Below are 25,614 nucleotides of genomic sequence, written 5' to 3'. Positions count from 1 at the left end.
GGTGGAGACTCAGGCCCGCGTGAATCCGCGAGGTCGCCGGGCTGCCTCTTCCAGCGCCGGCGCTCGGCGCGGCGCGGAGTCCAGCTCCGCCAGCAGCCAGTCGAACTGCTCGGCGGGCATCACGGTCACATCCGGGTCAACAAGCTCGCTAGCGTCTGGGATGTGCCCGATCCGGTCGACTCGCTCGTCGACTCGCTCATGGAGTCCATGACCGCGCTGATCGAGGTTCTCCGGCTTCACGACGAGCCATTCTGGGCGAAATGGATGTCCGACGACATGCGGGCAGTCGATCGCGGTGACGCGCGAGCGCTCGACCACATCCTCGCGGCGTACGGCGGCATGGGGAGCGTGAACGACCTGATCCTGGACCGGATCAGCGGCCGCATCCTCACTGGAGACGAGCGAGTCGCTGCCAACGAGAACCTCAGGGCTTTGCTCTCCCGCGTCTACGACCTTGCGCGCTCGCTACGCAGAGAGGTGTAGCCCGGTCCGGCTGCGGGTCGACGACTGATGTCTCGCGCGGCGACCCGCGGCTGGTGTTCCCCGCTTTCGCCGTCGGCTACCAGCCGAGCTCGCCGAGGTCCTCCTGGAAGGTGCCCGTAGGCCCGTCGGCACCGATCATCGCCAGGCGCGCCACCACCGCGGCGCTCTCGGCCGCCGGCCGTCCCGGGTGGTCCTTGACGCTGCCTCCACCGAGCTCCGTCGCCGTGATGCCCGGCTCCACGGCGTTCACCTTGATGTCCGGGTACGCCATCGCGTACTGGACGGTGAGCATCGAGACGGCCGCCTTGCTCGAGCCGTAGGCGATCGAGACGAAGTGCGAGGCCGGCCGGGACGGCTCGTGCGTCGCCCAGAAGGAGCCGAGCGCGCTCGACACGTTGACGACGACCGGGTTCGCGGACTGCTGCAGGAGCGGGAGCGCGGCCTGCGTCACCCGGACGATGCCGACGGCGTTGGTGGCGAACACCTCGAGCACGCTCGGGCCGTCCAGCGCCTCCTCCATCGGGTTGCCGGGCACGCGCTTGGCGATGCCCGCGTTGTTCACCAGCACGTCGAGGCCGGTGCCGGACTTCGCGATCGTCGTGAACGCCGCGGCGACCGAGGCGTCGTCGGTGACGTCGAGCTGGACGTACCGCGCGCCGAGCTCGTCGGCCGCGGCGCGGCCGCGACCCTCGTCGCGGGAGCCGATCCACACGGTGTGGCCCGCGTCGAGCAGGATGCGGGCGGTCTCCTTGCCGAGGCTCTTGTTGGCCCCGGTGATGAGCGTTGTTGTCATGCCCCGAGCCTGCGGCGGCCGCGTGCCGGTAGGCAGTCGCCTGGCGTTCGTAGGACTGCCAGGGCCACGACAGGACGACGACGCGGGCCCAGACTCGCACCGTGGAGGAGTGGGAGTTCGGCCGGACGGTGCGTCGGTGGCGCGAGCGGGTCGCACCCGAGTCGGTCGGTGTGCGGCTCGGCGGTCGGCGCCGTGCACCGGGGCTGCGCCGCGAGGAGCTCGCCGGGCTGGCCGGCATCTCCGTCGACTACCTCACCCGCCTCGAGCAGGGCCGGGCCACGTCGCCGTCATCCCAGGTGGTCGAGGCCCTGGCCCGCAGCCTGCGGCTGTCCGACGCCGAGCGGGAGCTGCTGTTCCGGCTGGCCGGCCTGTCGGCGCCCGGCCCGGGCATCGTCCCGACGCGCATCACCGCCAGCGTGCAGCGGCTGCTCGACCGCTTCGTCGGGATCCCGCTGGTGGTGTACGACGCCGCGTGGAACCTGGTCGTCGCGAACGCCCCCTACGACGCGCTGATGGGCGAGACGTCCGCGCTGCGCGGCAACGAGCGGAACGGCGTGTGGCGCAACGTCATGGGACCCGCATCGCGCGCCCGGCAGACGCCCGCCGAGCACGACGAGCAGGTCGCCGGCCTCGTCGCCGACCTGCGCATGACCGCCGCTCGGTACCTCGCCGACCAGGGACTTCGCCGGCTGGTGGCCGACCTGCGCGCCGCGAGCCCCTGGTTCGTCGAGCTGTGGGAGACGGCACCCGACCCGGCACCGGCCGAGCCCTCCCGGCACAAGGTGATCGACCACCCGACGGTCGGGCCGATCACCGTGGACTGCGACACCCTGGTGGTGGCCGGCGACGACCTGCGGATCATGGCCTACACGGCCGAGCCGGGGTCGGAGGACGCCGAGCGGCTGGAGCTGGCGATCGTGCTGGGGACCCAGGCTCTCGCCTAGCGACCCGATCCCTGGGCCAGCGCCTTCGCGCGTGACTCCGGGACTCCCAGCAGCAGCAGGGTGGCCACGGCGACCGAGGCGGCGTCGACCTCTGTCGGGGACGACGCGTCGTCGGCGATGGTGAAGACGGCGGACCAGGCGGTCTGGCTGAGGACGCCGGCCGGCAGGTGCCGCCCGATGACACCGGCGTCCTGACCTCGTCGGACCAGGTCGGCGAGGGCGTGCTCGACCTGCCCGAGCAGGGCGTGGATGTCCTCCCCGAACTCGCCGCGCCGGAGCACCACCATCACGCGGTAGCGGTGCACCAACGGCCAGAGGCGGGCGACGAAGTCCGCCCACGCCACGTCGGCCGCCTTGTCTGTGGGGGCCTCCTCGGCCAGGACCGCCTCGATCTCGCTCACCGCACGCCGCGCGAGTGCCAGCACCAGGTCCGACCGGGACGGGAAGTAGCCGTAGACCGTCCGCCGGACCACACCGGCGGCCGAGGCGACCTCGCCCATCCCGGCGTCCGGCGTCGTGCCGAGCACCTCGACCGCCGCGGCGAGGATCCGGTCCCGTGTGTCACGACGGCCCGAGGACTGGTTCTGCACGCTCAAGGATTGCACACCCGTGTGCAATCGACCTACTCTGCACACCGGTGTGCAACGCCGATCACGGCATGCACGGAAGTCGAGGAGAACCGCGAGATGACCACAACCCCTGCCGCACCGGCGGACGTCCGCCCGTTCCGTGTCGCCGTCCCGGACGCCGAGCTCGACGACCTCCGCGAGCGACTGGCCAGGACCCGCTGGCCCGACCGGGAGACCGTCGCCGACTGGTCGCAGGGTGTCCGCCTGGACAACGCCCGATCGCTCGTCGCGTCCTGGCAGCACGACTACGACTGGCGCCGGTTCGAGTCCGCGCTCAACGCCTACCCGCAGTTCCTGACGACGATCGACGGGCTCGACATCCATTTCCTCCACGTCCGGTCGAAGAACCCAGGAGCACTGCCTCTGCTGCTGACGCACGGCTGGCCGAGCACTGTCGCCGACTTCCTGGGCCTGATCGGACCGCTGACGGACCCCGTCGCGTTCGGTGGGGACGTCGCCGACTCCTTCGACGTCGTCATCCCCTCGCTCCCGGGATTCGGGTTCTCCGGAAAGCCGACCGAGCCGGGCTGGAACGCGTCCCGGATCGCCCGCGCGTGGACGGAGCTGATGCGCCGGCTCGGCTACTCACGCTGGGCGGCGCACGGCGGCGACTGGGGCGCGGTGGTCACCACCGAGCTCGGTGTGATGCAGCCCGACGGCCTGCTCGGGATCCACCTGAGCACGCCGTACGCCTTCCCCGACCCGATTCCCGAGACACTGACCCCCGAGGAACGGCGCGCGGTGGACGGCCTCGCGTTCTACGGCGGCCCGCTCGGCGGGTCCAACCACGTGCAGGGCACCAAGCCGGAGACCGTGGGCTTCGCGCTGGCGGACTCACCAGCCGGTCAGGCGGCGTGGATCTACGAGAAGTTCCAGTCCAAGACGGACAACCAGGGGCTCGCCGAGGACGCGCTCAGCACCGACGCCATCCTCGACACGATCTCGCTCTACTGGTTCACCAACAGCGCCGCGTCATCGGCGCGCATCTACTGGGAGAACCGGACGGCCACGATGGCCGGCCCCAAGCTGACGCTGCCGGTCGCGGTCACCGTCTTCCCGAGGGACATCCCGCTCCTGCCGAGGACCTGGATCGAGGACACCTACAGCAACCTGATCCACTTCGGCGAGGCCGAGCGGGGCGGCCACTTCGCTGCGCTCGAGCAGCCGGAGATCCTGGTCGACGAGCTCCGCACCGGCCTGCGAAGCCTCCGGGCGTAGGAGCTCTCTCGTTCGCACTCGCCTGCACCGCGATGTGCCGAGGCTGGCGAGGCGTCAGCTCGCCGCCGCGGACCAGTCCTCGGCGCGGACGGTGCAGGACGCCACGGTTCTCTCCCGAACAACGATCGCCGACCGGGCGGTCCAGCTCTGGCCCGCGTTCGCCAGGTCCGACGTGGACAGCGTCGCGGGACCCAGCTCGAGGGGACCGGCGGCCCCGACCCCCTCCCCCATCTCCTGGTTCACGGTCGTGACCACCACGCCCGACGCGTCGAGCAGCTCGGTGCGGATGCCGGTCGGGGACGACAGGTCGCCGGCCGGACCGTCCCAGCGCCAGGTGATGCTGAGGCGGTCTTCCGCGTGGCGTGCCGCCGGGCGGGTGACCCAGAGCCGGCGCTCCTGTGACCACGAGATGTCCCGGGACGCGGTCGCGGTCGCCACATCCAGGCCTGTCTGCGCCGCGCAAGGGAACACGGCGGTGCCTATCCAGCCGGTCGACGTCGTCGTGATCGCGAAGCCCACGCCGAGCGTGCACACCGCGACCGACCCGGCCGTCACGAGAGCCGATCCCGTCCGGGTGGGGCGGGCATGGCCGACGAACCACGGGTGCGGGGGCGTGTCCCTGGTCTGCAGCACCAGCGTGCCGAGGAGCGAGTCGGCGAAGGTCCTGCGCTGCGGGTCCCACAGCGGCCGCAGGTAGCCGATCAGCAGGATGGCGTCGAGCAGGTGCGCGACCACCCGCAGAGCCGAGGTGACCAGTCCGACCGGTCTGCCGGTCGACGCGCTCACGACCGCGATCCCGACGACCCGCTTGCCCGGCGTGGCGCCGGTGTACCCCTGCAACGCCATGAGCGCGACGACGAGCGCGACCAGGATCGGGCTGCTGACCCACGAGACGCCCTCGGCGACCGACGACCCAGGCGGCACGGGCGTGAGCGACGGCGCCTCGCTGCCGCTGCCGAGCACCAGCCAGGTGGCACCCGTGAGCACGGCGCCGTCGAGCAGCGCCGCGACGACGCGCCGTCCCCAGTCCGCGTACGGCGGGACCAGGGCGCCGGCGAGCGGCAGCTCCAGCGCCGGGGCCAGGCTCACACCCGGATCCTGACAGAGTCCGCCCCGGCGCCGTGGCGGTCTGCGCGGGGAACCTCAGCCCGACGTCGCGCCCCGCACGCGCGGTCGACGAAGCGCTCAGGTCAGGGCACCGGCGTGAGGCCGTCGGCCGCCGCGGCTCGGTCCGGCGAGCGGACCCGCTCGGCGCCCGTGTAGACGTTGAACGTCGGCGGCCGGACGAACCCCAGCAGCGTCATCCCGACCTCGTCGGCCAGCTCCACCGCCAGGCTCGACGGCGCGCTCACCGCGCTCAGCACCGGGATGCCGGCGAGGTGCGCCTTCTGCACCAGCTCGAACGACGCACGGCCGCTGACCTGCAGCACCGTGTCGCGCAGCGGCAGCCGTCCCTCGAGCAGGGCCCAGCCGACCACCTTGTCGACGGCGTTGTGCCGGCCGACGTCCTCCCGCACGCACAGCAGGTTGCCGTCCAGGTCGAACAGGCCCGCGGCGTGCAGGCCGCCGGTGTCGTCGAACAGGCGCTGGGCGGCGCGCAGGCGGTCGGGCAGGGTGACGACGAGGGCCGGGTCCAGGGGTGCACCCTCGGACGGGGACACCCGCGGGAATGCCGACCGGGCGCGGATCGCGTCGATGCTCGCCTTGCCGCAGATGCCGCACGAGCTCGTCGTGTAGAAGGAGCGCGCGACGTCCCGCGGGACGACCGGCACCGTGACGGAGACGTCCACCACGTTGTAGGTGTTCACGCCCTCGTCGGTCGCGCCGGCGCAGTAGCGCTGGGTCCGGATGTGCTCGACGGAGCTGATGATCCCCTCGGTGACCAGGAAGCCCGCGACCAGCTCGAAGTCGTGGCCGGGGGTCCGCATGGTCACCGAGATCGCCTCGCCGCCGACGCGGATCTCCAGCGGCTCCTCCGCCACCACCGTGTCGGGCCGGCCGAGGGTGGTCGCGGTGCCGTCGTCCGCCACCGTCACGCGGACCAGGGGGACGCGGGAGGTCAGGCGGCCCACTCGTCGGCCCTCCCCTGCGCGCCGCCGGACGACGAGCCCGACGACGACGCCCGCTTCTCCAGCCGTTCCCGCTGCGGCTGCACCACGTACTTCGGGTCCTGGGTCGAGGCGACTCCCGCCTCGAAGATGCCGAACCGCGTGCACGCCGAGCCGGCCATCGCCGCCAGCCCGCCGACCACCGCGGCGGCCCGCGACCAGCGCCCGCCGATCCCGCCGACCACGGCGCCACCCAGGCTCAACGCCTCGGCCGCGCGCATCAGCGTCCCGGCCTTGCCCTGCCGCAACGTCTCTCCCGGCAGTCCCATGCGCCGCTCCATGTAGCGGGTGATGGCCACCTCGGTCAGGCCTCCGACCAGGGCGGCTCGACGAGCAGGGCCCGCCTGGGACACCGGCGCAGCCAGCATGCCGAGGCCACCGGCCGCGGTGGCGCCGGAGCTGACGAACAGGAACGGCAGCTCGGCGTGGCCGGCGTGCCAGGTCGGCACCGCCGTGTCGGCGATCAGCGGTGCGGTGTAGGCCGCAACCGCGGGACCGGTGGCCGCCGCGGCGAACGTCGCGAGCTTCCCGATCCGCGGGAACCAGCCCGTGACGCTGGTGACCGCGGCGATCCCGGCCGCCGGGCCGTAGGCGGACAGGATCCACGAGCCGACGCTCATGGGCGACGAAGGCTTGATGGTGCGCAGCATGTTGGCGAACCGGTCAGGCCGGCCCAGGTCGTGCACCAGCGCCACCACCGACCCGGAGATGGCCACCAGCGACCCCACCTTGCAGGCCCGCGCCAGCGCCGGGCGGCCCGTCGCGGTGGCCCCCGCGGCGAGCACCGACGCGCTGCCCGCCAGCCCGCCGAGGAACAGGTACCCGGCGATGTCGAGCGTCTCCCACTTGGGCTTGTGCAGGATCGGCTTGCCGTAGTACGAGGTGAACTCGGCCTCCGGCACCATCAGCTGCTCGCCGCCACGGCCGCCGCCGCGCCGCTTGCGGCGCCCACCGCCGCCACCCGAACCGGAGCCGCCGAACCGCCCGCCGAACCCGCCGCTGCCGAAGCCTTCGTCGCCGGCCCCTGGCGCCGCCCCCGGCTCCGCGCCACCGGTCAGCCCCAGCGGCACCGCGTCGTGGTCGGGCGCCGCGTGCGAGGCGTGCCGCACGTCGATGCCGTCGTCCCCCTGGCCGGTAGCAGCGTGCCGCCCGTTGCCACCGCCGTTGCCGACGGCCCCGTTGGCGCTGCTCCGGTCGTCGCCGTGCTGGCCGCTCATCGCTTCCTCCCCAGGAACGTCACCGCGAGGCCGGTCAGCAGCGCCCCGGCCGCGAGCGCGGCGTTGCGCCACATCACCGGCAGGTCCCGCGTGGTGACCACCGGGTCCGGCGGCAGCCCGTACACCTCGGGCTCGTCGAGCAGCAGGAAGAACGCGCCGTCGCCGCCGACGCCGTCGTCAGGGTCGGCCCCGTACAGCCGCGCCTCCGGGACGCCGGCCTCGTGCAGCTGCTCCACGCGGGCCTGCGCCCGGACGCGCAGCTCGTCGAGGTTGCCGAACTGGATGGAGTCCGTCGGGCACGCCTTGGCGCACGCCGGTTCCTGGCCGGCGCCGAGCCGGTCGTAGCACATGGTGCACTTCCAGGCCCGGCCGTCGTCCTTGCGGGTCTCGATCACGCCGTAGGGACAGGCCGAGACGCAGTACCCACAGCCGTTGCACACGTCCTCCTGCACGACGACCGTGCCGAACTCCGTGCGGAACAGCGCTCCGGTGGGGCACACGTCCAGGCAGGCGGCGTGCGTGCAGTGCTTGCAGACGTCGGACGCCATCAGCCAGCGCAGCCCGGTGCGGTCGCCGGACCCGTCGTCGGCCGCAGCCGGTGCCCCCGCCCCGCCCGGCATCGCCGGCATGCCGAGGTTGACCGGTCCCCCACTGCCCCCAGCCGCGGGCGCGGCCGACGACGGCGCGCCCATCGGCCGCTGCTGCTCGATGAACGCGACGTGCCTCCAGGTGCTCGCGCCCAGGTGCTCGGAGTTGTCGTAGGACATGCCGGTGAACGTCAGCCCGTCCTCCGGGATCGCGTTCCACTCCTTGCACGCCACCTCGCAGGCCTTGCAGCCGATGCAGACGGAGGTGTCGGTGAAGAAGCCGACGCGCGGTGCCGGGTCCTCGTACCCCCCGGACGTCGGCGGGTCGTCGCTGCGCAGGAAGCTGCCGAGCGCGGACAGGTCGAACGCCATGTCAGATCTCCGTCCCGGTCGAGGCGGTGACGCCCGCCCGCTCCTGGTACTCGCGCACCAGCGCCGGCCGTCCGGCGCCCTGCGGTCGTCGTCCCGGCCGGATGTCCGCCGCGAACGCCTTGACCTCCTGGATGTGCGAGCTGGGGTCCAGCACGATCGCCGACAGCTCGTTGACGGCGTCCCCGGCCACCAGCCCGTTGGGGCCGAAGTGGTACGGGATGCCGATCTGGTCGACCATCCGGCCCTGGATCTTCAGCGGCCGCATCCGGTGGGTGACCATCACACGGGCCTCGATCGCACCGCGTGCGGTGACCAGCGTCGCCCAGCCGCCGTGGGTCAGCCCGCGCTCAGCGGCCAGCTCCGGCGACACCTCGCAGAACAGCTCCGGCTGCAGCTCGGCCAGGTACGGCTGCCAGCGGCTCATCCCGCCCGCGGTGAAGTGCTCCGTGAGCCGATAGGTGGTGACCAGGAACGGGTACACCTCCGACCCGGCCGTGTCACCGGACGGCTGGTAGAAGTTGTGCTCGGCGGGGAAGACGATCCGCGCGGGGTTCCGCTGCTGCCCGTACAGCGCGTTCTGCACCGGTGAGTCCTGCGGCTCGTAGTGGGCGGGCATCGGACCGTCCACCACCCCGGCGGGGGCGTACAGCCAGCCCTTGCCGTCGGCCTGCATGATGAACGGGTCGATGCCGGTCAGCGCCTCGACGCCCTGGGCACCCTCGGGCGGCCGGTAGTCCGGCGCCTTCTTCAGCTCGAAGTCCGGCACGTCGAACCCCGACCACTTCCCGGCGTCCGGGTCCCACCACACCAGCTTCTTGCGCTCGCTCCACGGCTTGCCGTCCGGGTCGGCGGAGGCGCGGTTGTAGAGGATGTGGCGGTTCAGCGGCCAGGTCCAGCCCCACTCGGCCGCGACCCAGTTCTGCTCGGTCCCGGGCTTGCGTCGGGCGGCCTGGTTGACCCCGTCGGCGTAGACGCCGCAGTAGATCCAGCAGCCGCACGCCGTCGAGCCGTCGTCCTTCAGGTCGAGGTACGTCGACAGCTGCTTGCCCGTGGAGTCCCAGCCGTTGATCTCGGCCAGCACGGCCTCGCCCATCGGCTCGGCGGTCGGGCCCTCGGTCGGGTAGTCCCAGGTCAGGTCGAGGATCGGCCGGTCGCGCTCCTCGGTGGAGCCCGCGAGCATCTCCCGGATGATCCGGCCCAGGTGGAACATGAACCACAGGTCGCTGCGGGCGTCGCCCTCGGGCTCGACGGCCTTGTGCCGCCACTGCAGCATCCGGTTGGTGTTGGTGAAGCTGCCGGCCTTCTCGGTGTGCGCGGCGGCGGGGAAGACGAACACCTCGGTGGCGATGTCCGTCGTCCTCATCTCGCCCGAGGCGATCTCCGGCCCGTCCTTCCACCAGGTCGCGCTCTCGATCAGCGAGAAGTCGCGCACCACCAGCCAGTCGAGGTTGGCCATGCCCAGGCGCTGCATCGTCGCGTTGGCCGAGCCGACCGCCGGGTTCTCCCCGAGCAGGAAGTACCCCTTGCACCGTCCGGCGATCTGCTCCATCACCGTGTCGTAGGTGGAGTGGCTGCCGGTCAGCCGGGGCAGGTAGCCGAAGCAGAAGTCGTTCGACGGTGTCGCCGCCGGCCCCCACCACGCCTTGAGCAGGCTGATCATGTAGGCCGGCATGTTCGCCCAGAAGCCCTTCCGGGCGGCGTCGGCCTGGAAGAAGCTCTCGAGGTCGGTCTGGTGGTGCGCGTACGGCATCGGCAGGTAGCCGGGCAGCAGGTTGAACAGCGTCGGGATGTCGCTGGACCCCTGGATGGACGCGTGCCCGCGCAGTGCCATGATGCCGCCGCCCGGCCGGCCGACGTTGCCCAGCAGCAGCTGCAGCACGCACGCCGCCCGGATGAACTGCGAGCCGGCGCTGTGCTGCGTCCACCCGACCGCGTACGCGAACGAGCTGGTGCGCTCCGGCCCGGAGTTGTCGATCAGCGCCTGCGCCACCTCGAAGAACGTCTCCTTGGGGATGCCGCACACCTCCTCGACCATCTCGGGGGTGTACCGGGCGTAGTGCCGCCGCAGCACGTTGATCACGCACCGCGGGTTCTGCAGGGTCGGGTCGGTGTGCGGCTGACCCTCCATGGCGGTGCCGCCGGACCCGTGCTGCTCGCCGCGGCCGGCGTGCTGGATGCCCTCCGGGCCGGACTCCTCGGCCTCCGCCTGACCCGGCGTCTGGTCACGCTGCCCTGACGCAGGGGCTGCGGGCGCGCCCTCGTAGCTCCAGCTGCGGAAGTCGTAGGCGCGCTTCTCGGCGTCGAACCCCGAGAACAGCCCGTCCAGGTCCTCGGTGTCCTGGAAGTCCTCGCTGACCAGGGTCGACGCGTTGGTGTAGTTCTGCACGTACTCCTTGAAGTAGGAGTCGGTGGACAGCACGTGGTTGATCAGCGCGCCGATGAAGGCGATGTCCGTGCCCACCCGCAGCGGCACGTGCAGGTCCGCGAGCGCCGACGTCCGCGTGAACCGCGGGTCGATGTGGATGATCCTGGCGCCGCGCGCCTTGGCCTCCACCACCCACTGGAAGCCCACCGGGTGCGCCTCGGCGAAGTTGGACCCCTCGATGACGATGCAGTCCGCGTGCTGCAGGTCCTGCAGGAACATCGTCGAGCCGCCGCGCCCGAAGCTGGTGCCCAGCCCGACGACCGTCGAGCTGTGGCACACCCGCGCCTGGTTCTCCACCTGCACGATGCCGAGGGAGGTGAACAGCTTCTTGATGAGGTAGTTCTCCTCGTTGTCCAGCGTCGCGCCGCCGAGGCTGGCGATCCCCATCGTCCGGCGGGTCGTCCTGCCGTCCTTCTCGTCCTCCCAGGTCTCGGCCCGGGTCTTGACCACGCGCTCGGCGACCATGCGCATCGCCTCGTCGAGCGACAGCTCCTGCCAGTCCGTGCCGTACGGAGGCCGGTACTTGACCGTGTGCAGGCGGGCGTCGCCGGTGGTCAGCTGCAGGCTCGCGGACCCCTTGGGACAGAGCCGGCCGCGGCTGACGGGCGAGTCGGGGTCGCCCTCGATCTGGATGACCTTGCCGTCCTTGACGAACACGTTCTGCCCGCAGCCCACCGCGCAGTAGGGGCAGACGGACTTCACGACGCGGTCAGCCGTCTGCGTGCGCGCCTTGAGGTTCGCGGTGCGAGCCGACTTCGCGGCCGACGCCTTGCCGGCGCGGTCGTCACCGGTGAGCTGCCGGACCACCGGCCAGGACTGGATCAGCGGGAGTTGCTTCACTGCGGTCTCCTTCTGGTTCCCGCCCTGGCGCCCGCCGCTGCCGGCCGACGTCGTCGGGCCGTGCTGTCAGCTGTGCGTGCCGTGCGCCGCGCTGCGCATCTGCGCGTCCGCGGCAACCCGCTCCTTGATCCAGCTCTCCACCTCGGGCTTCTCGGTGGGGTTCTCCTCCGCCGGGTGCACCAGCAGCTGGCTGCGCGACTGGAACGCCCCCGGCCGCTGGCGCATCTCCCGCGTGTACGAGTCGCCGCCGTCGGCCGGCATGCCCGTCGCGATCAGGTACGCCGTCCCCGCCGAGATGCCGGTGCGCGCCGCGATCTGGTGGTAGTCGAGGCCCTTGTCCAGCAGGTCGAGGACCGTCTGCTTGGAGACCACGGCACACCTACCCGTCCTGTGAGGGCCCGTCCTGCGAGGGGACGACGGCCCGACTCGTCGCGACCGTCGCTGGCCAGTCTCGGAGGGGTGAAGGGAGGCCGCAACAGGAGGAGCGACCCGCCGGTGCGGCTCGCCGACGCGGCCTCCCCGCCTGCTACTTGGACTCGATGCGACCCACCGGCTCCACCTCTGCGGCGAGCGCCTCAACCTCCGTGTCCCACGCCGCGGGGTCCAGGCCGAGGGCCGTCTTCAGGAACGCCGCCGACGAGCGCGCGACCAGGGAGACCATCGCCGGGTTCTCGTCCGTCGTGTCCGACGCCCGGTAGCCGTGGATGCCCCCGAGGGAGTGCTCGGCACCGAACAGCGTGAGCAGGCTCCGTGCGCCGGGGCTCAGCCGGTACACGTCCGTGAACCAGTCCGGACCGCGGGAAGACAGCGCCGACTGGTCGTGGTCGCCCCAGACGACGAGCGACGGGGTGTCCAGCCCGCTGAAGTCCGGGCTCATGAACGAGAAGTGCTCCTGAGCGAACGGGCTCAGGTCGTCACCGCCGAGGCCTGTGGTGGCCAGCAGCACACCGGCCTTGACGCGCGGGTCGGTGCGGTCCTCGCCGGGCTGCCCGTCGGCCCCGAGCACCCGCGCGCCGAGCAGCATGCCGACGCTCTGCCCGCCCCACGAGTGGCCGGCCGCGGCAAGGCGGTCGGTGTCGACGCGCTCCGGCAGCCCGGGCACGGCGGCGAGCAGGGTGTCGAGGTGGTCGATCACGCGCTCGAGGTCGTCGACCCGGATCCGCCAGATGTCGGGGTAGCGGGCGTCGTCGGGCGTGACGGCGAGCGTGGCGGAGTCGAGGAACGTCGGCTGGACGACGACGAAGCCGTTCGCGGTCCAGTGGTCGACCAGCGGGTCGTAGAAGGTCATCGAGCCGCCGAACCCGTGCGCGAGGACGATCACCGGCAGGTCCGTGCCGGTCACGGGTGCGCAGACGCGCACCTGCAGGTCGTCCCCACGGTCGGGCGCGGGCAGGACGACGGGCTTGACGGAGATGGTCTGGGCCGCGGGGCTGATGGCGGCAGAAGCAGCGGACATGAGCGTTCCTCCGAGCTGATCGGGGTGGCGACGACGAAGTGGAACGTCGCTCCGCTCACGTTACGGAGCGTCGCTCCGCTTTGCAAGCCGATCCGGAGCGTCGCTCCGCTCAGGCTCCGCGCCGTGGGACGATGACCCCGTGACCGACCCGACACCCGAGCCCGCGGCCCCTCGCCGCCGCGCCGACGTGGAGCGCAACGAGCGCGCCATCGTCGACGCCGCCTCCCGCGTGTTCAGCGCCTCCGGTGTCGACGCCCCCGTCCGCGAGGTCGCCGCTGCGGCCGGCGTCGGCATGGGGACCCTGTACCGGCACTTCCCCACCCGGGCGGACCTGATGGTCGCGGTCTACCGGCACCAGATCGACGAGTGCGCGGAGGCCGGTCCGGCGCTGCTGGCGTCGGCGCCGTCGCCGTTCGTCGCGCTGCTGGCGTGGGTGCACCGGTACGTCAACTTCCTGGGCACCAAGCACGGCCTGGGCAACGTGTGGCAGGGCGACGCCCCCGGGCTGACCGCCCTGCACCAGCTGTTCCTCGACCGCCTGCTGCCGGTGCTGTCGTCCCTGCTCGACGCGGCTCGCGAGTCCGGCGAGGTGGTGGCCGACGTCCGTCCGTACGAGCTGCTGCGGGCCGTCGGGGACCTCGTCGCCTGGACCGTCCACGACCCCGACTACGACGTCCGACGGATCGTCACGCTGCTGCTCACCGGCCTGCGCCAGGAGCAGCCAGACTGGGAGTCGACGGACGCCGACTGACGTCCGCGGCAGGCCCTGGACGTCCGGAGGCCGGTGGGTCGGATGGGCATCGAGTCCGCGAGCGGCGCGGCGCGGCGGCGGTCGCCCGTGCGCGCGTCGCACGGGAGCGGCATCGGTCACCGCGCGGCGGGAGCGTTGCTGGCATTGGCGCTGGTGGCAGCGGGCGTGGCGGCGTGCAGCCCGTCCGACGACGGCTCCGGGCCTGCCGGTCCCCCGACCCCGACGGTGTCCTTCGACCCGGCGCGGTCCTCGCACTACTTTCCGCCCGCGAGCCCCCGACCAGGGAAGACGCCGCTGATCGTGATCGTCCCGGGCGGCGGCTGGACGTCCGCCGACCCCACCGGGCTGACCGGCCTGGCCACCTGGCTCGCGCAGCGCGGTGCGGCGGTGGTGACCGTGACCTACCGGACGTCGTCGGACGGCGCCTACTTCCCTGTGCCGGCGCAGGACGTGGCGTGCGGCGTGGCGGATGCCGTGGCCCGCAGCCGAGGCGCCGGGGTGGACGTCGGAGAGGTGACGATCGTCGGGCACTCGGCGGGCGCGCAGCTTGCGGCGGTCGTCGCCCTGACGCCGAACGCGTTCGGCACCGGTTGCGCCGACCCGCCGGTCGCCCCGGACCGTCTCGTCGGGCTGGCGGGACCGTACGACGTCGCCCACCTCGGCAGCCTCGCGTCCGCCCTGCTGGGTCCCGGCCGCCACACCGCCGCGCAGGTCGACGCCGCCAACCCTGTCGCGCTCGCCACGCAGCGTCCCCGGCTGCCGGTGCTGCTGATCCACGGCACGGCGGACACCACCGTCCCAGCCACCTCCACCGAGCAGCTCGCCGCGGCACTGACCGCCGGCGGCCACCAGGTGACCACCGACTACCCGAACGGCGTCGGCCACCAGAGCGTCTACTCGGCGCCCGTCGCCGGGCCGCTGATCGCCGACTGGCTCGGCCTGGCCGGCTGACTGCGCGTCGCCCCCTCCGGCGAGCCGTCCGAGGCGAGCGGCAGCTGGACGGTGAAGGTGGTGGGCGAAACCCGGCTCAGCTCCAGGGTTCCCCCGGCATTCGTCGCGAGCTCGCGGGCAATGGTCAGGCCCAGACCCGTGCCCCCGGTGTCGCGCGAGCGCGATGCATCAAGGCGCACGAACGGTTCGAATATCCGCTCGGCGTCGGCGTCGGAAAGGGATTCGCCGTCGTTCGTGACGGAGATGCGAACGGAATCGTCGACGGTCAGGGCTATCTCGACGCAGGTGGCGGCGTGGCGCAGCGCGTTGTCGAGAAGGTTTCCGACAATGCGGGTCAGGGTGCCGGGAGCGATGCGCACGGGTGCCGTTTCCGGTGCGGATACCTCGACGGGAACGCGCAGCGTCCGTCCGGCGACGACCTCGCGAAGGACGTCCGTGGCGTCGCAGATCTCGCCGCCGCCGCGTGCCCCGCTGCCCGCCGATGCGAGGTCGAGGAGCTCCTCCGCGAGTCCGGCAAGGCGGCGGGCCTCCGTCTCGACGCGGTCGAGCGCGCGTTCGGGCGGGAGGGCGTCAGGGTGGGCACGCCCGACGTCGATCGCCGCAAGGAGAGAGGCGAGGGGGCTGCGCAGCTCGTGCGCGGCGTCCGCGATGAAGCGCTTCTGCCGGACGCTCGCGTCGTCGATGCGGGTCAGCATCGCGTTCAGGGTGGTGGCGAGGGCGCGGAGCTCGTCGGGCGCCTCGGGCTCGGTGAGGCGAGTGCCGTCCGGGGCGCCGGCGATGCCCTCGGCGACGACGCGCATCTGCTCCACCGGGCGCAGGGCCCGTGCGGTCGCGGCTGCCGCGGTCGCCGCGATGAGCGCCACCGCGAGGGCGACGCCGCCCCAGAGGAAGGGGTCGAGCGAGGCGACGACGCGGTCCGCGGCCGTCGGCGTCACCAGGACGTAGGCCCGGTACACCGTGGCGCTCCTGTCGCTGGCCCCGCCGGGCAGATCCGCGTCGGCGACGCCGGTCATGCTCGAGGCGCGCAGCGTGCTGCTGACGGCGACGCGGGCACCGGCTGCCGTCGCCGGGTCGAGGTGCCACACCTCTCCCGCCGTCTGTGACGCCTCGGTGGACGGAGGCGGGACGACGGCGGTCTCGGCCTCCGGAGCTGCGGCGATGACCACCCCGTCATCGCGGACCAGCTGGTACGGCAGGGAGCCGAACTCGCCGTACAGGCGGACACCGGCGCGGGTGGCGTCCGTGATCTGCCACGCCTCCACCCCCGCCAGTTGCTGTGTCGCACGCAGCTGCGCCGAGTGGATCGCGGCCCGCACCGCGAGCGCTCCCGCGGTCAGCAGGACCGCCGCGAGCAGCCCGGCCGCCAGTGCGATCCGGGCGGCGATCGGCAGACGGAGCCGCGTCACCGGTCGGCCTGCGCCCGGTCGTCGACGAGCCGGTAGCCCGCCCCCCGCACCGTCTGCAGCGACCGGCGCCCGAACGGGGTGTCGATCTTGCGGCGCAGCGAGCTCACGCGCGCTTCCACGAGGTTGACGTCATCGGCCTCGCCCGGCCAGGCCTCGAGCAGCAGCTCCTCCTTCGACACCACCGTGCCGGCGGCCCGCGCGAGCGTCTCGAGGATGGTCCACTCGCGGCCGCCGACCTCGATGGCGTGCGGGCCCCGGCTCACCCGGCGGCGACCGGCATCCACGACGAGGTCGCCCACCGTCACGATCCCGTCGGCGATCGCGGCCGGGCGCCGCAGCAGGGCCTGCAACCGGGCGACGAGAACGGGATAGCGGAAAGGCTTGCGCAGGTAGTCGTCGGCGCCGCTCTGCAACGCCTCGACCTCGTCGTACTCCCCCTGTTTCGCGGTCAGCACGATCACCGGTGTCGCGATTCCTTCGGCGCGCAGCCGCGCGCACACGGCGAAACCGTTCATCTGCGGCATCATCAGATCGAGCACAATGGCGGCGTACGCCCCCGTCGCTGCCAGGAGATATCCGCTGCGCCCGTCGTATGCGGTGTCCACCGTGAAACCCTCGGCGGTGAGGCCGGTCGCGAGGATGTCGGCAAACGCCCGCTCATCGTCGACGACCAGAATGCGCACAGCCGAAGTCTTGCACCGCGTCGACCGGCGATCCTGACGCCGACGTCAGGGTCCGTCAGCCGCGCACCAGTGGACCGGCCGGAACGTGCACCTCATGGCGTCCACCCTGTCGGTCGCGTCCCACGTGCAGCGGTCGCTCCGCGCGCCGGTGCTCCTCGCCTGGGCGAGCGCGGCCGTTCTCGCCGTCCTCTTCTCGACGCTGTCGCTGCTGCGGCATGCGCGGCTGCGGACCAGCGGCTACGACCTCGGCATCTTCGAGCAGGGCGTGCGCTCCTATGCCGAGGGACGGCTTCCCACGTCGCTGCTCAAGGGCGTGGACTACTCGCTGCTCGGTGACCACTTCTCACCGATCCTCGCCCTGCTCGCTCCGGTGTATGCCGTGGTGCCTCGCGCCGAGACCCTGCTCGTCGCGCAGGCCGCGCTGCTCGCCGTCGGCGTGGTGCCACTCGCGCTCTGGACGACGCGCGCCCTCGGTGCTCCGGCCGCGATCGTCGTGTCGTCGAGCTACGGGCTGGCGGGGGGCCTCTGGCACGCGGACGCGTTCGACTTCCACGAGATCACCTTCGCCGTGCCCCTGCTCGCCTTCGCCATGACCGCCCTCGGACGTCGCCGCTGGCGGACGGCAGCGCTCTGGGCAGCACCTCTCGTGCTGGTCAAGGAAGACCTCGGGCTCACCGTCGCGGCAATCGGACTCCTGATCGCCGTCGCCGGACGCGCGACGAGCGATCGTCGGCTCGGCATCGGAACGGCGTTGTTCGGCGTGGCGTCCACGGCGCTGGAGACCCTCGTCCTCATCCCGGCGATGAACCCGGCGGGCGTGAATCAGTACACCGGCCAGATGGACCTCGACACCGTGATCACCCAGGCCGGCACGGTGCTGACCAACCACCTCAAGCTCACGACGGTGGTGCTCCTTCTGCTGCCCACCGCGTTCGTCGCCCTGCGCTCACCGCTGGTGCTGATCGCGGTGCCGACGCTGGCGTGGCGGTTTCTCTCCGACAATCCCCAGTACTGGGGGACGGCCTTCCACTACGACGCGGTACTGGTGCCCGTCGTGACCGCGGCCTTCGTCGACGGGCTCGTCCGACTGCGACGCGGTGCCGGGTGGACGGCCGCGCACCAGCGGGGCCTGCTGTCGGCGAGCGTCGTCGCGACGGCGGCGCTGCTCACGGTGTCGCCGCTGATGCAGCTCGCCACCCCCGGCCTGTGGCGGCCGAGCGTCCATGAACGCGCCGCCCGTGAGGTGCTCGCGCGCATTCCCGACGACGTGACGGTGGCGGCGTCGAACTCGCTGGCCCCCCAGCTCACCGACCGTGCGGACGTGAGCCTGCTCGGCATCGTTCCGCTCGACCGGTCACGGGCCCGGTTCGTCGTGGCCGACACGTCGATCGTTCGCCAGTACCCCGTCGATGGTGCGGGGCTCGTCGAGCTGATCGCCTCAGCGCGCGCGCATGGCTATCGCACCGTCGAGGCCGCAGACGGAGTGGTGCTGCTCGAGCGCGAGGAATGAGGCCGATGCGAGTCCCGGCTCGGCTCTGCTCGGAGAGGCGTCAGCTGAGCCGTTGGCGCAGCAGGCAGAACTCGTTGCCCTCCGGGTCCTGCAGCACGTGCCAGGACTCCTCGCCCGTCTGGCCGACGTCCGCCGGGCGCGCGCCGAGCGCCAGCAGCCGCTCCAGCTCCGCGTCCTGGTCGGCGCCGACGGGGTTGATGTCGATGTGCAGCCGCAGCTTGGTGGTCTTCGGCTCCGTCGTCGGGCTGAAGATCAGGGTCGGCTGCAGACCGCCGAACCCCTCCTCCGGCCCGATCTCGAGGTAGCCGTCCTCCTCCCCGAGAACCGTGAAGCCCAGCACCTGGCACCAGAAGTCGGCCAGCAGCTTGGGGTCGTGGCAGTCGATGACCAGCTCAGAGATGCGAGATGCCATGTGCCGCACCCTATGACGAGCCGACTAAGGATTGCCTTCCCATTTGCTGCCGATCGTCGCGCCCGTCACGCACCATGGGACCGACCGTCGTCGGGAGGAGCTCGCACCGTGCCCATGGACAAGCCCGCCGGCGCACGTCTGACGCTCACCGCGCCGGCCGGCCGCTGGGTGCTGGTCGCCACGGTGCTCGGCTCGGCACTGGCCGGGATCGACGCGACAGTGGTCAACGTCGCGCTGCCGCGGATGGGCCGGGACCTGGGTGCGGGGTTCAGCGGTCTGCAGTGGACCGTCAACGCCTACACGCTGACCCTGGCGGCGCTGATCCTGCTGGCCGGCTCGCTCGGCGACCGGTTCGGACGGCGGCGCGTCTTCCTGGTCGGCGTCGTCTGGTTCGCGGTGGCGTCGATGCTGTGCGCGCTGGCGCCGACCATCGGGGTGCTGGTGGCGGTGCGGGCGCTGCAGGGCGTCGGAGCGGCGCTGCTCACGCCGGGCAGCCTGTCGCTGATCTCGTCGTCCTTCGTGCCGGACGACCGCGCCAAGGCGATCGGCGTCTGGTCCGGGTTCAGCGGGGTGGCGGCCGCGCTGGCGCCGTTCGTCGGCGGCTACCTGGTGGCCGGGCCGGGGTGGCGGTGGATCTTCCTGATCAACGTGCCGCTCGCCGCGGCTGTGGTGGTGATCGCGCGACGGCACGTGCCGGAGTCGCGCGACCCCGACGCCGACACCCGGCTCGACGCGCAGGGCGCGGTGCTCGTCGCCGTCGGGCTGGGGGCGCTGACGTACGCCCTGACCGGCGCCGCGGCTGGCTGGTCCGTCGGCGTGCAGCTGCTCGGCGCGGCCGGACTGGTGGCCCTGGTCGGCTTCTGGCTGACCGAACGACGCAGCAGGCACCCGATGCTGCCGCCCCGGCTCTTCGCCAACCGGCAGTTCACCGCCGCCAACCTGGTGACCTTCGCCGTGTACGCCGCACTGGGCGGCGTGTTCTTCCTGCTGGTGGTCAACCTGCAGGTGGTGTCCGGCTTCTCCCCGCTGCTGGCCGGTGCCGCGCTCCTACCGGTGACCGCGCTGATGCTGCTGCTCTCGGCGCGCTCCGGGGCGGTGGCGACGAGGATCGGCCCCCGGCTGCAGATGACCGCCGGGCCGCTGGTCGCGGCCGCCGGCGTACTGCTGATGCTGCGCCTCGGCCTGCACAGCGCCTACCTCACCGAGGTGCTGCCAGCGGTGACGCTGCTGGGCCTCGGCCTGGCCGTGATGGTGGCGCCCCTGACCGCCACCGTCCTGGCCGCGGCCGCGGACCGCGACGCAGGCGTCGCGTCCGGTGTGAACAATGCGGTCGCCCGCACCGGCGGCCTGCTGGCGATCGCCGTGCTGCCGGCACTGGCCGGCATCTCCGGTGCCGACTACCAGAACCCGGCGTCGTTCCACCAGGGATTCCGGGTCGCGATGACCATCTGCGCCTGCCTGCTCGTCGTCGGCGGCGCGATCGCCGCGCTGACCATCCGGAACCCCCGCGCCGGTGCGGCGCCGCCCGCCCCTCACGAGCGGTACAGCTGCGACGTGGGCGGTCCGCCCATCCATGAGACCTCCGGGCCGGCGGTCACCGCCGACGAGTCGTAACCGCCGACGAGGAGACCACCTGGTCACGACCGTGCGGGACTACCGCGGCGAGCCGCCGACGCGGACGATGGCGCGATGACCGCCCACAGCTCCGCCGAGAAGGCCGCCGCGTTCCTCGCCCTGCACACGGGCCCGGGCTTCGTGCTCCCGAACGCCTGGGACGGCGGCTCTGCGCGCATCCTCGAGCAGGTGGGCTTCCCCGCCATCGCGACGACGAGCGCGGGGATCGCCTGGTCGCTCGGGGTGCCCGACGGCGGCGGGGTCGACCGCGAAACGATGCTCGAGCACGTCGCCCGCATCGTCGCTGCCGTCTCGGTGCCGGTCACCGCCGACCTGGAGTCCGGCTACGGCCCGACGCCCGACGACGTGGCCGCCACGGTGGCCCGTGCCGTGGAGCTCGGGGCTGTGGGCGGCAACCTGGAGGACGCCGCCGACGGACGCCTGTTCGACCTCGAACCCGCCGTGGAGCGGATCGTCGCCGCCCGTGCCGCCGCACCCCGCGGCACCTTCGTGCTGAACGCCCGGACCGACACGTACTTCGTCGGCGCGACCGACGACCCGTTCGACCGGACCGTGGAGCGCGCCCACCGGTACATCGATGCGGGCGCCGACTGCATCTTCGTGCCGGGTGTCGTCGAGGCGGAGACCATCCGCCGGCTGGCCGCGGCCATCCCGGCACCGCTCAACGTGGTGGCCGGCCTGGCCAGCACCATCGACGCGCCGACCCTCTTCTCGCTCGGCGTGAAGCGGATCAGCCTCGGCGGCAGCCTGGCCCGCGCGGCCTACGGCGCGCTGGAGCGGGCCGGGCACGAGCTCCTCGACACCGGTACCCTCGGCTTCCTGAACGGCGCCCTCGGCTACGCCGACCTCCAGCGGCGGTTCAGCTTCTGATCGAGGCGCGTCCGCCCGGCGGGGGCGTCGCCGGCTGTCGGCATGCGGTCAGTACTGTGCCCTCGTGGCCCAAGTAGTTGTCTACGGCCGAAAAGGCGTGCGGACGACGGTGTCGATCGCATGAGCTTCGACGTCCACGTCCAGCGATTCGTCGACGGCGAGGCAGCTCGCGCCGACGGAACGTTCGTCGGGGCTCTGCTTGCGCCGCACGTCGCCCGGACGGACCCCAACTTCGACTTCGCCGAGCTCCGCTTTGATGACGGGACCGCCGACCTCTACGGCATCGATGATCCGGGCGGTGGCTTCATGGTGAACCACGTCAGCAGTCAGCAGGCATGGGCCCTGCTGGCAGACGTGGCTGTCCGAGCCGGCATGACAGTCATGCCGGCGGGCGCTGCCCCGATGATCGCGACCGAGGCGATGCGGATGCACCTGCCGGACGGCCTCGCCCATCAAGCCGTCGTCGTCACATCCGCCACGGACATCCTGCGGTGCCTCGCGGAAGGGTGAGGCGCACACCTCGACGCCACCCCACCGCGATGGCGACCGCCCATCGCGTCAGGCAACGCCCTCCGCCGCCAGCGCGTCCGTCAGCAGGCTGACCAGGGCCTCCAGCTGCACGTCGGCCGACGCCGAGCCCTCCTGCTCCCCCGCCCCGTCCAGCGCCCGCGCCGCGAGGCCGGACTTCTGGTCGATCAGCTCGGCGATCTTCGCGTCGATGGTCTGCGCGGCGATGATGCGCCAGGCGGTGACCGGTTCGGCCTGGCCGATGCGGTGGATGCGGTCGATGGCCTGCGTCTGCTCGGCGTCGGTCCAGGACAGCTCGGCGAGCACCATGTTGGACGCCACCTGCAGGTTGATCCCCACGCCGGCGGCCGTCAGCGAGCAGACCACCACCTGCACCTCGGGGTCCTCGGTGAACGCCTTGATGTTCTTCGCCCGCACCCGTGGCGTCTGCTCACCGCGGATGGACGCGTACTTGATCCCGCGGTCGGCAAAGGTCTGCTCGGCCTGGTCCATCACGTCGATGTGCTTGGCGAAGAAGACGACCTTGCCGACGTTGCGGGCCAGCTGGGCGGTGTAGTCGGCGGCCAGCCCGGCCTTCGCCTGGCCGATGCGCCGCACCATGCTGAACACGTTGTCGCCGGTGGACTTCTCGCTGGAGTCCTTGAGCTCGGCGGCGGCCACGCGGCGCACCAGCTCCAGGTCGAGGCCCTCCACGGTGCGTCCCGGATGCCCGACGGTGCGCGACGCCACCGCCGACCGGTAGTGCGCCACCATGCGCTGGGCGAGTGCGGCCTCGGCGGCGCGGATGGAGCGTCCGATGGCCCCGTCGAGCTCTACCGGCAGGTCGGCCACCCGACGGGCGGGGATGTCCGCCACCACGTCGACCTTGCGGCGTCGGACGATGCCCTGCTCGATCACGGCGGTCCGGGCGGCGGACGAGAACCCGCGGTCGGCCGGCGTCAGCTCGGTCTCCTCGAGCGCGGCCATCAGCGACCCGAGCGGCTTGGTGTCGTCGATCCAGCCGAGGAACTGCCAGATGGCCCGGAAGTCCTCGATGTCGTTGATCAGCGGGGTGCCGGTGAGGGCCATCAGCAGCGGCCGGGCGATGCGTTCACGGATGCGCTGCGACACCGCCAGCACGTTCTGGGAGCGCTGCGAGCCCTTGTTCTTGATGAAGTGGGCCTCGTCGACGATCATCCCGCGGAAGCCGAAGTCGCCCATCCAGCCGACGTGCCGGTCGAGGATCTCGTAGTTGACGATCACCACGTCGGCGAAGGCGTCCACCGTGTCACCGTCGCCGTGGACCACGGTCGCGCGGCGCAGCGGGGTCCACATGCCCACCTCGTGGGCCCAGTTCGTCTTCACGACGTTGGGCACCACCACCAGCAGCGGGTAGGAGTTGGTCACCTGCGCGGCGACCAGCGCCTGCGCCGTCTTGCCCAGACCGGGCTCGTCGGCCAGCAGGAAGGTGCGGTGCCCGCCGGCGGCGGCCGCGACCACGCCGGCCTGGTGCGGCATCAGCTGCCGACCGGGGGGAAGCGGCACGAACCGTGGCTCGGGCAGCGGCATGCACGCCGGGGCGCCGGCCGACGCCTCCTCGAACGAGCGGAACAGCGGCTCCAGCAGCTCCCACCCGGCCAGCCGGCGCGGCTTGACGGCGATGCGCTGGGCGGCCGCCGAGTAGTCGGGCGCGAGGAACGGGTTGGACAGCTGGTGGGACAGCACCGACTGCGGGATCACCCGCTTCTCGACGGTCGGCGCCGGGGTGGGCGGCGGTGTCGGCTCGGGCTCGTCGGGCACTTCGAGGCCACCGGCCCGCATCAGCTGCGCCTTGTAGGCGCGGGCGCCGTCGGAGACGCGGGCGTCGTCGTCCAGCAGGTGCAGCAGGGAGGTGTCCCGCGCGGCGATGCGGGCCAGCATCGTCGCCACCCCGTCCAGACGCTTGAGCTGCTCGCCGCGTCGCGACGGGCCCAGGCTCGCGTCGGCCATGGTGCGGGCGCGCTCCTCGCGCACCAGCAGCGCCACCACCTGGAACTTGGTGCGGGTCGACGGGCGGATCGGCGGCCGCTGCACGGCGCGCTCCACCTCACCGGCCACCTCCGCCAGCACCGGGATGATCCCCTGCTGGTCGGGGCGCGGGCTGCGGCGTCGTGGCGCCCCGGAGTCGGTCCGGGGACGACCGGAGTCGTTGCGGGTGCGTCCGGAGTCGCTCCGGGTGGTGCCCTGACCGCGCTGGCCTGCTCGGGCCACATCTCCTCCTTCGCGGAGCACCCACACGTGGGTCAACGGGCCGACCCGACGCGGACCCACGGCGCCCGACGATCGCCGCGCAGGTGTGCGCCGCTGCCACCGAGGGACTCGGTGACCGGCGCCGACAGCTCGGGCAGATCAGAACCGCGGGCACTGGCGCGGAGAGCGAGGCGCAGTCCGGTGATGCCAGGCGCGGACGGTGGGGCCGTACGGGTCACGTTGGTCGGTGCTGACGCGCACCACGGTGGCGTGAACCTGGCGGAAGCCTATCCGAGCAAACGCGAACGGTACGGAATTGAGTCCGACCGACACGTCGGCGTCCCGCCGGGCCGAGAGGGTCAGGCGTCGAGGTCGGTGACCAGAAGCTCGGCGAGCCGGTCCAGCACGTCCCCGGCTGCCTCGTCGGGCGAGGCCAGCACCACCTCGTCGCCATGCCCGGCTCCGAGGGCCATCACCGAGAGCAGGCTCGCGGCGTCGACCGGGTCACCGCCCGGCTTGCTGATCAGCACGGGGACACCGGCCTCGGCGGCGGCCTTGGAGAAGAGGGCCGCGGGCCGGGCGTGCAGCCCGGACGCCGATCCGACGGTCACGGTCCTGTGCAGCATGGTGGATCTCCTGGTCAGGTAGGGGTGCGGAGTGGCGGGCAGCGGTGCGCGCCGCGGATGTCAGTCGGCGTTCGGCCCGCCCGGCGGCCGTGGCTCTGCGTCGGTGGACTCCGCGCTGAGGAGCCGTTGAACGTGCAGGCCCAGGTAGCCGAGCTCCTCGGACGGCAGGTCGACGTCGTACCGGCTCCGCACGTGCTCGCCGAGCAGCAGCGCCGTCTCGAGCGCCTGGGGGTACTTGGTGCGCATCTGCTCGTACAGGAACCCGTCGTCCCGGTCGAGCAGCCGCCCTGTCAGCAGCCGGTCGGCGAAGAACTGCAGGTGCACGACGAAGCGTCGGTGGTCCTGGTCCTGCGGCGCCAGGGTGCGGCCCGTCCGATAGGAGACGATCGCGACCATCTCCGAGATCAGGGTGGCCGCCCGGAGCGCGTCGAACGCCGACGCGCTGTCGTTGCGGGCGTTGACCAGGTGGAACGCGATGTTCGTCGCCTCGTCCTCGGGGAGGTCGAGAGTCAGCCGCTCGTTGACCAGCTGCAGCGCGTCGAGTCCCACCGCGTACTCGTCGGGGTAGTACGTGCGCATCTCCCAGCTCAGCCGGTTCACCACCCGCATGCCCTGCGCATGCCGCTCGGCGGCGAAGTGCAGGTGGTCGGTCAGCACCAGCAGCAGGTGTGGATGCAGGTCCACCTTGAGGCCCGTCCGGGCGAGCGCGATCACGTCCCGAGCCAGCAGCGCGTACGTCGCCGGGATCGTGTCGAGCAGGTCGACCAGTGCGCGCGAGTCGGGATCGTCGACCGGGAGGAACACCCGGTCCACCACGCCGGCGTCGACCGTCTCACCGGGTTTGTGCCCGTAGCCGATGCCGCGACCCAGCAGGATGCACTCGCGCCCGTTCTCGTCCGTCGCGAGCACGACGCTGGAGTTCAGCACCTTCGTGATCCGCTGGGGCTCGGACATCAGGGGCC

24 protein-coding genes are annotated in these 25,614 nt (G+C 72.4%); 9 read left to right on the top strand and 15 right to left on the bottom strand.

Features of this window, described 5'->3' with window-relative positions; all coding sequences use genetic code 11:
* Nucleotides 1-162: 162 nt before the first annotated feature.
* Entirely contained in the window at nt 163-483 is a 321-nt protein-coding gene (locus tag ACFQTY_RS10200; protein WP_378099998.1) for a DUF6966 domain-containing protein, read from the top strand.
* A 76-nt stretch (nt 484-559) separates the two neighbouring features.
* Here ACFQTY_RS10200 and ACFQTY_RS10195 read toward each other — a convergent pair whose 3' ends face one another.
* Nucleotides 560-1,276, bottom strand: coding sequence for an SDR family NAD(P)-dependent oxidoreductase (locus tag ACFQTY_RS10195; protein WP_378099996.1), 717 nt, complete (start codon nt 1,274-1,276; stop codon nt 560-562).
* A gap of 101 nt (nt 1,277-1,377) precedes the next feature.
* Between ACFQTY_RS10195 and ACFQTY_RS10190 the strand changes: the two genes are divergently transcribed.
* Nucleotides 1,378-2,220, top strand: a complete 843-nt coding sequence (locus tag ACFQTY_RS10190; protein ID WP_378099994.1) for a helix-turn-helix transcriptional regulator — start codon at nt 1,378-1,380, stop codon at nt 2,218-2,220.
* On the opposite strand, the gene ACFQTY_RS10185 is transcribed toward ACFQTY_RS10190, so the two are convergent.
* Nucleotides 2,217-2,810: a TetR/AcrR family transcriptional regulator gene (locus tag ACFQTY_RS10185; protein ID WP_378100721.1), complete on the bottom strand. Its 594-nt coding sequence runs from the start codon at nt 2,808-2,810 to the stop codon at nt 2,217-2,219. The genes ACFQTY_RS10190 and ACFQTY_RS10185 overlap by 4 nt on opposite strands.
* Nucleotides 2,811-2,906: 96 nt before the next feature.
* Between ACFQTY_RS10185 and ACFQTY_RS10180 the strand changes: the two genes are divergently transcribed.
* Nucleotides 2,907-4,067, top strand: a complete 1,161-nt coding sequence (locus tag ACFQTY_RS10180; RefSeq protein WP_378099992.1) for an epoxide hydrolase family protein — start codon at nt 2,907-2,909, stop codon at nt 4,065-4,067.
* Nucleotides 4,068-4,121: 54 nt separating this feature from the next.
* Here the strand turns inward: ACFQTY_RS10180 and ACFQTY_RS10175 are convergent, their stop codons facing one another.
* From ACFQTY_RS10175 to ACFQTY_RS10145, 7 genes are all read right to left on the bottom strand, one after another.
* Nucleotides 4,122-5,156: an RDD family protein gene (locus tag ACFQTY_RS10175; RefSeq protein WP_378099990.1), complete on the bottom strand. Its 1,035-nt coding sequence runs from the start codon at nt 5,154-5,156 to the stop codon at nt 4,122-4,124.
* A 101-nt stretch (nt 5,157-5,257) separates the two neighbouring features.
* Entirely contained in the window at nt 5,258-6,139 is an 882-nt protein-coding gene (gene fdhD, locus ACFQTY_RS10170; protein ID WP_378099988.1) for a formate dehydrogenase accessory sulfurtransferase FdhD, read from the bottom strand.
* Nucleotides 6,127-7,392 (bottom strand): NrfD/PsrC family molybdoenzyme membrane anchor subunit, encoded by a 1,266-nt coding sequence (gene nrfD, locus ACFQTY_RS10165; RefSeq protein ID WP_378099986.1) that lies wholly within the window; start codon nt 7,390-7,392, stop codon nt 6,127-6,129. The genes fdhD and nrfD overlap by 13 nt, the downstream gene beginning before the upstream one ends.
* Nucleotides 7,389-8,351 (bottom strand): 4Fe-4S dicluster domain-containing protein, encoded by a 963-nt coding sequence (locus tag ACFQTY_RS10160; RefSeq protein ID WP_378099984.1) that lies wholly within the window; start codon nt 8,349-8,351, stop codon nt 7,389-7,391. The genes nrfD and ACFQTY_RS10160 overlap by 4 nt, the downstream gene beginning before the upstream one ends.
* A gap of 1 nt (nt 8,352) precedes the next feature.
* The gene (gene fdh, locus ACFQTY_RS10155) at nt 8,353-11,616 is read right to left on the bottom strand and encodes a formate dehydrogenase (RefSeq protein WP_378099982.1); all 3,264 of its coding nucleotides are present in this window, start codon (nt 11,614-11,616) and stop codon (nt 8,353-8,355) included.
* Between the two features lie 66 nt (nt 11,617-11,682).
* Nucleotides 11,683-11,988: a hypothetical protein gene (locus ACFQTY_RS10150; protein ID WP_378099980.1), complete on the bottom strand. Its 306-nt coding sequence runs from the start codon at nt 11,986-11,988 to the stop codon at nt 11,683-11,685.
* 154 nt (nt 11,989-12,142) lie between these two features.
* Complete coding sequence (locus ACFQTY_RS10145; RefSeq protein ID WP_378099978.1) at nt 12,143-13,072, bottom strand: alpha/beta hydrolase family protein; 930 nt, start codon at nt 13,070-13,072, stop codon at nt 12,143-12,145.
* A 139-nt stretch (nt 13,073-13,211) separates the two neighbouring features.
* Between ACFQTY_RS10145 and ACFQTY_RS10140 the strand changes: the two genes are divergently transcribed.
* Both ACFQTY_RS10140 and ACFQTY_RS10135 read left to right on the top strand, forming a co-directional pair.
* The gene (locus tag ACFQTY_RS10140; protein WP_378099976.1) at nt 13,212-13,823 is read left to right on the top strand and encodes a TetR/AcrR family transcriptional regulator; all 612 of its coding nucleotides are present in this window, start codon (nt 13,212-13,214) and stop codon (nt 13,821-13,823) included.
* A 42-nt stretch (nt 13,824-13,865) separates the two neighbouring features.
* Nucleotides 13,866-14,774: an alpha/beta hydrolase gene (locus tag ACFQTY_RS10135; protein ID WP_378099974.1), complete on the top strand. Its 909-nt coding sequence runs from the start codon at nt 13,866-13,868 to the stop codon at nt 14,772-14,774.
* Here the strand turns inward: ACFQTY_RS10135 and ACFQTY_RS10130 are convergent.
* Both ACFQTY_RS10130 and ACFQTY_RS10125 read right to left on the bottom strand, forming a co-directional pair.
* The gene (locus ACFQTY_RS10130; protein WP_378099972.1) at nt 14,717-15,940 is read right to left on the bottom strand and encodes a sensor histidine kinase; all 1,224 of its coding nucleotides are present in this window, start codon (nt 15,938-15,940) and stop codon (nt 14,717-14,719) included. The two genes, ACFQTY_RS10135 and ACFQTY_RS10130, sit on opposite strands and share 58 nt — an antisense overlap.
* 236 nt (nt 15,941-16,176) lie before the next feature.
* The gene (locus tag ACFQTY_RS10125; protein WP_378099970.1) at nt 16,177-16,863 is read right to left on the bottom strand and encodes a response regulator transcription factor; all 687 of its coding nucleotides are present in this window, start codon (nt 16,861-16,863) and stop codon (nt 16,177-16,179) included.
* A gap of 94 nt (nt 16,864-16,957) precedes the next feature.
* Here ACFQTY_RS10125 and ACFQTY_RS10120 point away from each other — a divergent pair, with 94 nt between their 5' ends.
* The gene (locus tag ACFQTY_RS10120) at nt 16,958-18,373 is read left to right on the top strand and encodes a DUF2079 domain-containing protein (RefSeq protein ID WP_378099968.1); all 1,416 of its coding nucleotides are present in this window, start codon (nt 16,958-16,960) and stop codon (nt 18,371-18,373) included.
* A 40-nt stretch (nt 18,374-18,413) separates the two neighbouring features.
* Here the strand turns inward: ACFQTY_RS10120 and ACFQTY_RS10115 are convergent, their stop codons facing one another.
* On the bottom strand, nt 18,414-18,785 hold the full coding sequence (locus ACFQTY_RS10115; RefSeq protein WP_378099966.1) for a VOC family protein: 372 nt from the start codon (nt 18,783-18,785) through the stop codon (nt 18,414-18,416).
* 114 nt (nt 18,786-18,899) lie between these two features.
* Between ACFQTY_RS10115 and ACFQTY_RS10110 the strand changes: the two genes are divergently transcribed.
* The 3 genes from ACFQTY_RS10110 to ACFQTY_RS10100 all read left to right on the top strand — a co-directional run bounded on the left by ACFQTY_RS10110 (nt 18,900) and on the right by ACFQTY_RS10100 (nt 21,800).
* Entirely contained in the window at nt 18,900-20,399 is a 1,500-nt protein-coding gene (locus ACFQTY_RS10110; protein ID WP_378100719.1) for an MFS transporter, read from the top strand.
* A 75-nt stretch (nt 20,400-20,474) separates the two neighbouring features.
* Nucleotides 20,475-21,290, top strand: coding sequence for an isocitrate lyase/phosphoenolpyruvate mutase family protein (locus ACFQTY_RS10105; protein ID WP_378099964.1), 816 nt, complete (start codon nt 20,475-20,477; stop codon nt 21,288-21,290).
* Between the two features lie 120 nt (nt 21,291-21,410).
* The gene (locus ACFQTY_RS10100) at nt 21,411-21,800 is read left to right on the top strand and encodes a hypothetical protein (protein WP_378099962.1); all 390 of its coding nucleotides are present in this window, start codon (nt 21,411-21,413) and stop codon (nt 21,798-21,800) included.
* A 48-nt stretch (nt 21,801-21,848) separates the two neighbouring features.
* Here the strand turns inward: ACFQTY_RS10100 and ACFQTY_RS10095 are convergent, their stop codons facing one another.
* From ACFQTY_RS10095 to ACFQTY_RS10085, 3 genes are all read right to left on the bottom strand, one after another.
* On the bottom strand, nt 21,849-24,047 hold the full coding sequence (locus ACFQTY_RS10095; RefSeq protein WP_378099960.1) for a DEAD/DEAH box helicase: 2,199 nt from the start codon (nt 24,045-24,047) through the stop codon (nt 21,849-21,851).
* Between the two features lie 338 nt (nt 24,048-24,385).
* Complete coding sequence (locus ACFQTY_RS10090) at nt 24,386-24,652, bottom strand: HPr family phosphocarrier protein (protein ID WP_378099958.1); 267 nt, start codon at nt 24,650-24,652, stop codon at nt 24,386-24,388.
* Nucleotides 24,653-24,712: 60 nt separating this feature from the next.
* The gene (locus tag ACFQTY_RS10085) at nt 24,713-25,606 is read right to left on the bottom strand and encodes a PRD domain-containing protein (RefSeq protein WP_378099956.1); all 894 of its coding nucleotides are present in this window, start codon (nt 25,604-25,606) and stop codon (nt 24,713-24,715) included.
* Nucleotides 25,607-25,614 lie beyond the last annotated feature (8 nt).

Origin of the sequence: Cellulomonas sp. T2.31MG-18 (genome assembly GCF_964266755.1) — a bacterium.
Classification (GTDB): domain Bacteria; phylum Actinomycetota; class Actinomycetes; order Actinomycetales; family Cellulomonadaceae; genus Cellulomonas.
This window is presented reverse-complemented; position numbering and strand designations above follow the sequence as displayed.